Raw genomic sequence first — 10,315 nt, 5'->3', positions numbered from 1 at the left:
CATGTTCGTCAGGCTCAAGGACCGGCGCTGCATCGCCATGCGCTATGACCGCTGCGCCCATACCTTCATGTCCGCCATCTGCCTTGCAGCCACCACCCTCTTCTGGATCAATGAGTCCTGAGCCTAGTGCTGGCCGAGGCCTGCGAAGCGAATGAAAGACAGCCGGTCCCGCAGTTGGAACTCGATCTGCTCGTCGCAGAGGCTGTAGAGCGCCTGCAGCACCAGAATGCGGAACACCAGCACAGCGTCGTAGGGTGGGCGCCCGTCGCGGTTGCGATCCGACCGCGCCAGTGCCACCTCCAGCACGTACCGGGGAGACCTCGCGGCTGCAAGACGTTTCAATGGATCGCCGGCGGCAGAGAGGGCCGCATACCACTCATCGACATCGAAGAAGCCAGGCTGACCCGCCATCGCCACTGCCTCGGCTGAGCAGACACAGTGAGTCACCTCAGCGCCCTAGCAGCGAGGTATTTTGAAGTGTCCAGCTGCTTTTCGCCGACTTTCGAAAAGGCATTCACCGAGTTGGGTACCCAGTACCGTCATACTCGCCGCTACACGCCGCTAACCAACGGCATGGTAGGCGCTTCAACGGCCGCATCGATAGTGTGGTACTCGACATCATGATCTATTCTCATCGCGATCTTGAGCAGCTGCCGCGCAGGTTCAACGCCGCCTACAACGCGACGACGACGGGTCCTGTAGAATCGAACACTCAACCAAGTCGTCGCCGAGTGCCTTGCTGCCCGATGAAAAATCCGCGGCACCAAGCCTATCGGTTAGCTTGGGCACCAGTACACCGCCAAAGCTCGCATCATCGTCGAGAACGCCAAGGATGTCCCACCTCCTGACACGGAGGCTACCCTGCAACATTGTTTGCACATGCGCCGAACAGACACGGCCAAGTCAGCACACGCGGTTCGGATGGGTGAAGATCTCGCAGGCCTTGCCACGCGCCAAAGCAATGAGGGTGATGCCGCAGCCTTCGGCCACGCGCACCGCCAGCGCTGTGGGCGCCGAGACCGCAACCAGCAGCGGCGCACCGATCATGGCGGCCTTCTGGACCATCTCCACCGAGACACGGCTAGTTAGCAGCAACGCGCCAGCGCCGGCGGAACGGCCCTGCCGGGCCAACGCTCCGGCGAGCTTGTCCAGCGCGTTGTGGCGGCCGACATCCTCGCGCAGCAGCGCCAGCCCCTGCCCGGGCTGCCAGAACCCGGCCGCATGCACGGCGCGGGTCTCGCGGTGCAGGGCCTGTGCGGCGGAGAGCGCCTCCATGGCCGCCCCGATCTCGGTGTGCGGCAGGGTCGTGCCGGCCGTGACGGAGGGCAGATCCCGCCCCGCCTCCTCCAGGCTCTCAATACCGCAAAGCCCGCAGCCGAGCGGCCCGGCCAGGCGGCGGCGGCGGCGGGCGAGCGCCGACGCACAGGCCTCGGCCACCTCCATCTGTACCTCGATGCCTGCCGGCCGCGGCACGATGCCGAGCGAGATTATTTCGGCGGGAGAGCCGATCAGCCCCTCCGTCAGGCTGAAGCCCAGCCCTAGGTCTTCCAGCGCGATGGGGCTCGCCATCATCACGGCGTGGGTGGAGCGGCCATAGGTCAGGGCTACCGCGGTTTCCTCCGCCACGGCCCGGAAGCCTGGCTCCGCCTGGTCCCCCTGCCGCGCCAGGCGCGGCAGGACCAGGCTGGGCCGGCTGGCCGTCTCCTGCATCATCATGGCCTGTCTCTCCCACTGCACCCACAAGCAAGACGCATGGCGGTACCTTGGGTTTCCCGGAACCCTTGCGCAGGGCCTGCGTTGGACAGCCGAGGCCGCAACGCAGGGAGACGGAACATGCCGCAGAAAGCCGTGAAGATCGAACCCTACAAGGGGCCGGCGGGCGGCTGGGGCTCTGCGCAATCCCTGCTGAGTGCGGTGCGGCGCGATGGAGCGGCCCAGGACGTGATGCGGCTGCTGCCGCAGCAGAACAAGAAGGACGGCTTCGCCTGCGTCAGCTGTGCCTGGGCCAAGCCGGCGTCGCCCCATCCCTTCGAGTTCTGCGAGAACGGCGCCAAGGCCACCACCTGGGAACTAACCAGCCGGCGTGCCACGCCGGAATTCTTCGCGCGCCACACGGTCAGCGAGTTGCGGCTCTGGAACGACCACGACCTGGAATACAGCGGCCGGCTCACCCAGCCCCTGCGCTATGACCGGGAGACGGACCGGTATGTGGAGGTCGCCTGGGAGGAGGCCTTCCGTGCCATGGGGGCAGAGCTGCGCCAGCTCCGGCCGGAGACGGTGATCTTCTACGCCTCCGGCCGGGCCTCGCTGGAGACGAGCTACATGTACCAGCTCTTCGCCCGGCTCTATGGCAGCAACCATCTGCCGGACAGCTCCAACATGTGCCACGAGACCACCAGCGTGGCCCTGCCGCAGAGCATTGGCGTGCCGGTGGGAACCGTGCTGCTGGAGGATTTCGAGCACACCGACTGCATCCTCTCCTTCGGTCAGAACACCGGCACCAACAGCCCGCGCATGCTGCATCCGCTGCAGAAGGCGGCCAAGCGGAACGTCCCCATCATCGTCTTCAACCCGCTGCGCGAGCGGGGGCTGGAGCGCTTCGTCAATCCGCAGAACCCGGTCGAAATGGCGGGCAATGCCATCGCCGGCAGCGACACCCGGCTGGATTGCCAGTACCACCAGCTCAAGGCGGGCGGCGATGGCGCGGCCATCATGGGCCTGTGCAAGGCTGTCATCTCCGCCGATGACAAGGCGCGCGCCGCGGGCCGGCCGCCGGTGGTGGACCACGCCTTCATCGCCGAGCACACCCAGGGCTTCGAAAGCTTCGCCGAGAGCGTGCGGGCCATGGAATGGTCGCTGATCGAGCAGCGCTCGGGCCTCTCGCGCACCGCGCTGGAGGGGGCGGCCAATGTGTACTGCAATGCCCGGGCCGTCATCGCCAAGTTCGGCATGGGCCTGACCCAGCACCGCGACGGCGTGGAGACGGTGCGCCTGCTGATCAACCTGCTGCTGCTGCGCGGCAACATCGGCAAGCGCGGCGCTGGCATCCTGCCGGTGCGCGGCCATTCCAACGTGCAGGGTCAGCGCACGGTGGGCATCACCGAGAAGCCCGAGCTGGTTCCGCTCGACCGCCTGGCCGAGCAGTACCGGTTCGAGCCGCCGCGCTGGGAGGGGTGGAGCACGGTGGATGCCTGCCAGGCGGTGATCGATGGTGAGGCGAAGGCCTTCATCGGCCTGGGCGGGAACTTCACCCGTGCCGTGCCGGATACGGAGCGGGTGGAGCGTGCCTGGCCGGAGCTGCGCCTGACGGTGCATGTCGCCACCAAGCTGAACCGCAGCCATCTTCTGCCTGGCGAAGTCTGCTACCTGCTGCCCTGCATCGGCCGGCTGGAGGTCGACCACCAGGCCAGCGGCCCGCAGGCCGTCTCGATCGAGGACAGCACCGCCTGCATCCACGGCTCCCGTGGCAAGCGCGAGCCTGCCAGCCCCGATCTGCTGTCCGAGCCCCGCATCGTGGCGGAGATGGCCAAGGCCACCCTGCCCTCCACCCCGCATGTCGACTGGGACGGATGGGTTGGCGATTACGGCCGCGTGCGCGATGCGATCGAGGCGACCTATCCGCAGCATTTCGAGCGCTTCAACGAGCGGCTGTTCCAGCCAGGCGGCTTCCCGCGCCCGCTTGGCGCGCGGGAGCGGAAATGGGCCACCCCATCCGGCAAGGCCGAGTTCCTGACGCCGAAGACCGTGTCGAAGGCACAGGTCGCGGTGCCGGAGGGGGTGCTGCAGCTGATCACCCTGCGCAGCAACGACCAGTTCAACACGACGATCTATGGCTACCACGACCGTTTCCGCGGCGTGCAAGGCACGCGCATGATCCTGTTCATGAACCGGGCCGACATGCGCCGGCAGGGCTTCCAGGAGGGCGAACTGGTCTCCCTCCAATGCGCCATCGAGGATGGGGTCAAGCGCCGCCTCGGCGGCTTCCGTGTCACGCCCTACGCCGTCCCGGAAGGCTGTTGCGCCGCCTATTACCCGGAGTGCAACCCGCTGATCCCGCTCAGCCATCATGCGGAAGGCAGCAAGGTTCCTGCCGCCAAGTCGGTCCCGGTCTTCATTGACCGGCAGGCCGCGCCGCGCCCCTTCGGCGCTATCTGACCAGCGCGCCGCCACGCGGCACCCGCCGGCCCGCTTGCCGGAAATGGCTCTGTTCCGGCCTGGCGGGTGGAGGCTTTTCCATCCATCCGGGGGGATCCCTGATCCCGGAGGAGGGCTGCCAGCAGACCCTCCCGACCGGCCTTGCCGCAGGCAGGGCGCTGGCGGGACCCGAGAGGCGGCACCGCCGCGGCAGGCTCCTGCCGTCACGGCTCTGATGGCGTCCTATTCTAGGGCGAGTTCTATCTTCCGCACGGCTTGGCCCCATTCGGCATGCTCGGCCAGAAGACGGGCCGCGAAAGCATCCGGCGAGAGCAGCAAGGGCTGGTAGTCCAGGCGGGTCAGGCCATTGACAACCGGTGCCGCCAGCTGGGCACTGCCCACCCTCCGGTGGAACAGGGAGAGGATCTCCGGGGAAGAGCCGCCTGGCAGGAAAAGCCCGAACCATTCCTGGGCCGTAAGGGCGGGCAGGTGCGGCATCGATCCGGCGGCGGGTGAGGCAAAGGCCACCGTGCCCCGCCCGGAGGCCCAGAGCCGAAACTCGTCCAGGCTTCTGGCCGGATGCGCGGCGGGGACTACCCAGGCGAAGGGAAAGGAGCAGAGCGGGGAGACAGGCACCAGATCGCGCAGGGGATCGTAGCGCGTGCTGCGCGGGTAGGCGTGCGGCGTGATGGTCAACAGGCTGGCCGGCGTTACCAGCAAGGTAGCGCCATCCGGCGGCGCGGCGGACAGAGCCTCCACCGCCAGCCAGCCGCCGGCACCCGGCTTGTTCTCCACCAGCACCGAGGCGTTGCCGAGCGCGCGCCACTGCTCCGCATAGAGCCGGGCCACCACATCCGTGGCGCCGCCTGGTGGAAACCCGACCAGCAACCGGAGATCGGTCCTCGTTCCCGGAGCAGCAGCGCGGCCTTCGGCCGCAGCGGCGCAGCCGACCAAGGCCATGCCGCAAAGCAGGCGGCGCCTGACTCGGGCGTTGTTCACGGATTGCCTCCTCCTGCCGGCTGCCGGAGGGCAGGTTAGCAAGGGCATCCTTTCCCAAGGCTTGGCACGCCGGCAGCCTTCGCGGCCGTGGAGCCGTCGTGCCGGTCAGCGCACCAAGGGGCGGCTGTGTCCTGGGCAGCCGCCTTCCATCGTGGAGCGGCCGCGGCAATGCACCGGGCTGCCTGAACAGAAAAGCAGTAGACAATTTATTCTAGAACAAGCAATCTATTCGCATGGTCAGGACCGCCCGTTTCTCGGCAGAGCATTTCATCGACGCCGCCCTCGCCCTCGTGGCCGAAGGCGGCCCGGGCGCCGCAACCATGCAGGCCATCGCACGGAAGGTCGGCGCCCCAACCGGCTCGATCTACCATCGGTTCGAGTCTCGGTCGGCCATTCTCGCTACGGCCTGGAATGCCAGCTACGGCTCGCTGGCAAGGGTGCTGGTGCCGTTGCTGCAGGCCGGGCGACCGCGCGAGGCGGCCCTGGCGCTGCTGCCCTGGGCGGGCGAGGACCGGCACCGTGCCCGCTTCCTGCTGCTGCACGAGCCCGTGTCCCTGTTCGAGGAGGCGCCGCCCCCTGAGCCGCTCCGGCAGGCGATGGAGCGGCTGGAGAGCGAGATGGACCAGGCCTTCCGCGCCTGCGTCGGCCTGAGCGGCGGGGGCATCACCCGGGAAGAAGACCTGGCGCGCGCGAAGTTCCTGATCTTCGATGCGCCCATTGCCATCCTGCGCCCGCATCTGCTGGCGGACGGCGACATACCGGCCTTCGCCGGGCAGATGATCGCCGAACTGCACGCCGGAGTGCCGCTGGCCGGCTCGGGCCTCCGCACCGGAAGCCCGCATACCGCCTGATTCTCTCCCCCGCATCCCCTGGGAACATCCATGAGCAACATCGCCGGCGGCCGCCGCATCACGCTGCACGCGGCCGAGGATTTTGCCGGGATGCGCAGGGCGGGGAGGCTCGCGGCAGAAACCCTGGACATGATCACGGCGCATGTTCGCGCGGGCATCACCACGGCGGAACTGGACCGGCTGTGCCATCTGTTCATCCTGGACCATGGCGCCATTCCCGCCTCGCTCGGCTACCACGGCTACACCCATGCGACCTGCATCTCGCTGAACCACGTCGTCTGTCATGGCATTCCCGGCGACCGGGCATTGCTGGAGGGAGACATCCTCAACATCGACCTCGCCGTTATCCTCGACGGGTGGCACGGGGACAGCAGCCGCATGTACACTGTCGGCCAGGTCAGCACCCGTGCGGCCCGGCTGATCGAGGTGGCCCACGCGGCGATGATGCGCGGCATCGCGGCCATCCGCCCCGGCTCGACGCTGGGAGACATCGGCTTCGCCATGCAGAGCCATGCCGAGGCCGCGCGGTTCAGCGTGGTGCGGGATTTCTGTGGCCATGGTCTCGGGCGGCGGTACCATGACGCACCCGACGTGCTGAACTACGGCCAAAAAGGCAGAGGCCCCGAGCTCCGCCCCGGCATGTTCCTGACAGTGGAGCCGATGATCAATGCGGGCGGGCCCGGCGTGAAGGTGCTGGGCGACGGCTGGACGGCCGTGACCCGCGACCGCAGCCTCTCCGCGCAGTTCGAACACAGCATCGGCGTGACCGAGGATGGCTGCGAGATCTTCACCCTGTCTCCTGCCGGCTTCACCAGCCCTCCCTACGCACAGGCCTCGCAGCCGGCACCCGGCGAGGAGGCTCCCCGCATGAGGCCGCTTTCGGCCTCCCCTCCGCGACGCCAGAAGCGGTAGCGGCCGCCGCGGCGCTTCTCCCGCCCCTTCACACGAGGCCGGCCTGGATCATGCCGCGGTGCTGCCGCTCGGGGCGGAGCCAGGCCGTGCCCTCCGATGCGCCGGAAGGCGGGGCGGGATGCCGGGCGCCGCCTCCCCGCTGCTCACTGCCAGGGAATGGCACCGGCGTTTCGGCAGCACGGTTCTCGGACGGCGCCGGCGGCGGTCAATGGCTCAGGCCGCGGGCACGCAGCCCGGCGGCCACATGGTCCACAAAGGCACGCACCTTCGGGGCCATCAGGCGGTTGGTCGGATAGACGGCGAAGATGCCGCTTTCCGGCGAGGCGGCATCTGCCAGCACGCGCTGAAGCGTGCCGGCGGCCAGCGCATCCACCACCGCCCAATCCGGCAGCGCGGCGAGGCCGATGCCGGCCAGCGCTGCGGCACGCAGCGATTCCGTGTTGTCGGTCAGCAGGACGGGGCGGATCGCGACCATTTCCCCACCCAGCCGCCAGCAATCCCGCCAGGCCAGCGGCGCGAAGCCGATGCAGCGGTGCCGCGCCACATCCGCCGGCACGGCGGGGATGCCATGCTGCGCCAGGTAGCCGGGGGTGGCGACGACGACCACGCGGGAGGTCGCGAGCCGGCGGACGATGAGGCCGGCGGCCGGCGCCTCCGCCACGCGGATCGCCAGGTCGAACCCGTCCTCGACGAGGCGGACCGGCCCTGCTGCCTCGGCCAGCTCGATCTCGATCGCCGGATGCGCCGAGAGGAAGCCGGCGAGGCCAGGGACGAGGTGGCGGGCGGCGAAGCCCTCCGGCGCCGCCACCCGCAACCGGCCGGCGGGGGCCTCCTGCAGGGCCTGTGCCTCCAGCCGCGCGGCGGCCTCGTCCTCCAGCAGGCGGCGGCAGCGGGCGTAGAAGACCTGGCCCACCTCGGTCGGCTGCACCTTGCGCGTGCTGCGGTCCAGCAGGCGCGCGCCAAGCCGTTCCTCCAGCGCGCGCACCGCCTCGCTCACCGAGGATTTGGCGGTCTGCAGCCGCTCGGCGGCCGCGGTGAAGCTGCCGGCCTCCACGACGCGCACAAAGGCCTCGATCCCGGCGAAGGCTCCCATGCCGGCATTGTTCGGCGCGGCGAACGCGCTGTCCAGAAGCAACGTCTGCCGTTTGGCGCGCCGCTGCGGCAATAGCTCCGGCGCGGTGCCATCGCCGCCTTGGCAGGAAGCGAGGAAGAGATGCTGGACACGATGAAGGGCAAGGCGGTCGCGACACTCGCGGCCGGCGAGGGCGAGATGCTGGACGTGTTCGGCGCCAGCATGGTGGTGAAGGCGGACCCTGCGAGGTCCGGCTTCTTCCTGGCGGACCACGTGGTGCCTCCAGGCTACTTCGTGCCGCTGCACAGCCATGCCGAGGAGGAGGTGCTCTTCATCCTGGATGGCGCGCTCACCCTGCTGGACGGGACCGGCGAGCGCCAGGGCGGCCCCGGGGAGACGGTGCACCTGCCGAGAGGAGTGGCGCACGGCTTCCGCAACGATACGGCAAGGCCGGCGCGCTTGCTGGTGGCGCTCTGGCCGGGGCGGCAGGGCCTCGCGATGTTCCGCCATCTCAGCCGTGCTGGCCGTGCTGCACCGGGCGGGCTGACGCCGCTCGAGATCATCGCGATCTGCGCGCAGCATGGTGTAACCATGGGCTGAAGAGGCTGGCCGGCCCGTGACGCTCGGCTTTCCGGGTGCCGGGCCGGCCATGCAGCGCGGGCTAACCTTTCAGTCTCCTGTCAGCCGGGCCGTAGAGCGGCGGTTGCCACGGTGGCAGGCCACAAGACGGTGGCTGCAACCATGGCTTCAGTCAGGCCGCCTCATACCGGCCCTGGAACCGAAGTCGGCTCGCTCAATGCTGTTCGCCGGACGCGGCGATCGCCAGCACGTTCAGCGGCGCACCTTCTATGGCAATCTCCCGTTGCGGCGCCAAGGTTGCGGCATTCAGCACCAGCAGCCGGGATCGCGCAGGGTCGGTAACCGCCACCAACCCGCCTGCGGCGGAGAGGCGCGGCCGCGCGACCGATGAGCCCCCCTCCAAGGCATAGCGCTGCACCACCCGGGCACTGCCGACGATCTTGCCGCCGAGAGTATCGACCCGGTGCATCTGGCCATCCTCGGTCAGCACGAACATGGTGTCCGCCCGCTGCGGATCCATGGTGAAGGCGATGCGGCGCGCGGGCAGTTCCACCACCTTGAACTGCTCGGCATCAGGGTCGAGGATCGTCACTGCATCAGGCCCGAAATCGCCGGCAAAGAGATGGAAATCGCTGCCGCCGACCAAGCTGCGGACCATGCGGCCGCTCTCTGTGCCGGCTGGATAGGGCACCTTCCGGAAGGCCTGCGTCCGCGTGTTCAGTAGCAGAACGCCGTCGCCGCAGCCGAGGCCGATGACGCGCCCGGATATCGCCTCGCCGTGCAGCATCGGGCAATCGTCGTTGCGGGTGAGTTCCTTTCCCTGCTCGTCCAGCAGCATCACGCCGCCAGGCCTCTCACCTGCAGCTGCGGCGTGGCTCACCATCAGGCGTGGACCAGCGGCAGAGTGGAAAGGGTAGGCCAGCCCGTGGTGGGGCACGTTGGCACGCAGTCTTGTGGTGTCCCCTGCGCTGGCAATCACCACGGAACCGTCGCCATCGAAGAAGCTGGCCAGACGGCCGTCGCCGCCCAGCACATGCGAAGGCTTCGGTCCCTCCGCGACACGCGGAAGGAGACGCGGCGTGGATAGTTTCAGGTCGCCATGATCACCATGGCCATGAACAGCCATGCCGAGATCGACCACGTCCACACGGCCAGCTTGTCCCTGCGCCAACGATACCTGCCCCGGTGCCGCGCCGTGGCGCAGACCGCCAGGGGAGCCCGTGTCGAAGCGGTTCAGTATCTCGCCTGTCGTCAGGTCTACGACCGAGACACTGCCGCGGGCGTGGTCTGTGACGGCTGCACGGACTGTGTGCAGGGTCTGGGCCTGTGCAGCACCAGCCAGTGCCAGGGCTGCCACTGTTGTTGAGAGCAGTCGGAAGTGACGCATGGTTGGATGACCGTGTGTTATTTTATAACATAACACTATGATTCTCTTCTCTGCTCGGCAAGGGCGAATGGTGGTGAGTTTTCCTGATAGAAGGATCAGCTGCACCGCCGTCTTGCACGCTAACCTTTGATTTGCTGGTTCTAATTGCGTGCCATCGCCTCCTGCCATCTTTAAGGAAGCGCGCCACAAGCCAGCCTTTTGCTGGACTGGCATGGCACTTCAGCAGATGCGAGACCTCATAGAAACATTGTCTAAGTGCCCGTTTGAGAATGGTCATGGGTGGGCGATGCGCCTGATGAGGAGCGCGCCCATGCCGACGTGGATCATGGCTTCGGAGACGTCGCAGCGGCGCTCGTAGTCGCGAACCAGGCGGCGCCAACG

8 protein-coding genes and 2 pseudogenes are annotated in these 10,315 nt (G+C 68.2%); 4 read left to right on the top strand and 6 right to left on the bottom strand.

The genetic code is table 11. The annotated features are described in order from the left end of the window. Positions 1 to 132: 132 nt before the first annotated feature. Together CR165_RS23625 and fdhD are read right to left on the bottom strand one after the other, a co-directional pair. Positions 133 to 411: pseudogene (locus CR165_RS23625) on the bottom strand (transposase); the annotation flags it as partial. Between the two features lie 492 nt (positions 412 to 903). Further along, positions 904 to 1,716 carry a formate dehydrogenase accessory sulfurtransferase FdhD gene (gene fdhD, locus CR165_RS23620; RefSeq protein ID WP_245906729.1) on the bottom strand — a complete coding sequence of 271 codons (813 nt, stop codon included), beginning with the start codon at positions 1,714 to 1,716 and terminating at the stop codon, positions 904 to 906. Positions 1,717 to 1,833: 117 nt separating this feature from the next. On the opposite strand from fdhD, the gene CR165_RS23615 reads away from it, so the two are divergent. Then, on the top strand, positions 1,834 to 4,155 hold the full coding sequence (locus CR165_RS23615) for an FdhF/YdeP family oxidoreductase (protein ID WP_109519346.1): 2,322 nt from the start codon (positions 1,834 to 1,836) through the stop codon (positions 4,153 to 4,155). Positions 4,156 to 4,377: 222 nt separating this feature from the next. On the opposite strand, the gene CR165_RS23610 is transcribed toward CR165_RS23615, so the two are convergent. After that, positions 4,378 to 5,133, bottom strand: coding sequence for a tripartite tricarboxylate transporter substrate-binding protein (locus CR165_RS23610; protein WP_181378352.1), 756 nt, complete (start codon positions 5,131 to 5,133; stop codon positions 4,378 to 4,380). Between the two features lie 233 nt (positions 5,134 to 5,366). On the opposite strand from CR165_RS23610, the gene CR165_RS23605 reads away from it, so the two are divergent. Next, positions 5,367 to 5,984 carry a TetR/AcrR family transcriptional regulator gene (locus CR165_RS23605; protein ID WP_109519344.1) on the top strand — a complete coding sequence of 206 codons (618 nt, stop codon included), beginning with the start codon at positions 5,367 to 5,369 and terminating at the stop codon, positions 5,982 to 5,984. A gap of 30 nt (positions 5,985 to 6,014) precedes the next feature. Then, positions 6,015 to 6,896, top strand: coding sequence for a type I methionyl aminopeptidase (gene map / locus CR165_RS23600; protein ID WP_109519343.1), 882 nt, complete (start codon positions 6,015 to 6,017; stop codon positions 6,894 to 6,896). Between the two features lie 205 nt (positions 6,897 to 7,101). Here map and CR165_RS23595 read toward each other — a convergent pair whose 3' ends face one another. Next, positions 7,102 to 8,031 carry a LysR family transcriptional regulator gene (locus CR165_RS23595; protein WP_181378351.1) on the bottom strand — a complete coding sequence of 310 codons (930 nt, stop codon included), beginning with the start codon at positions 8,029 to 8,031 and terminating at the stop codon, positions 7,102 to 7,104. Positions 8,032 to 8,109: 78 nt separating this feature from the next. On the opposite strand from CR165_RS23595, the gene CR165_RS23590 reads away from it, so the two are divergent. Further along, positions 8,110 to 8,568: a cupin domain-containing protein gene (locus CR165_RS23590; protein WP_109519348.1), complete on the top strand. Its 459-nt coding sequence runs from the start codon at positions 8,110 to 8,112 to the stop codon at positions 8,566 to 8,568. Between the two features lie 193 nt (positions 8,569 to 8,761). Here CR165_RS23590 and CR165_RS24770 read toward each other — a convergent pair whose 3' ends face one another. Both CR165_RS24770 and CR165_RS23575 read right to left on the bottom strand, forming a co-directional pair. Continuing rightward, positions 8,762 to 9,934: a hypothetical protein gene (locus tag CR165_RS24770; protein ID WP_146202037.1), complete on the bottom strand. Its 1,173-nt coding sequence runs from the start codon at positions 9,932 to 9,934 to the stop codon at positions 8,762 to 8,764. A gap of 273 nt (positions 9,935 to 10,207) precedes the next feature. Then, a pseudogene (locus tag CR165_RS23575) lies at positions 10,208 to 10,315 on the bottom strand (IS5-like element ISRso1 family transposase); the annotation flags it as partial.

Source organism: Teichococcus aestuarii, from assembly GCF_003116135.1.
Classification (GTDB): Bacteria; Pseudomonadota; Alphaproteobacteria; order Acetobacterales; family Acetobacteraceae; genus Pseudoroseomonas; species Pseudoroseomonas aestuarii.
Note: the sequence above shows the minus strand (reverse complement) of the source record. Positions and strands in the feature narration are given on the sequence as shown.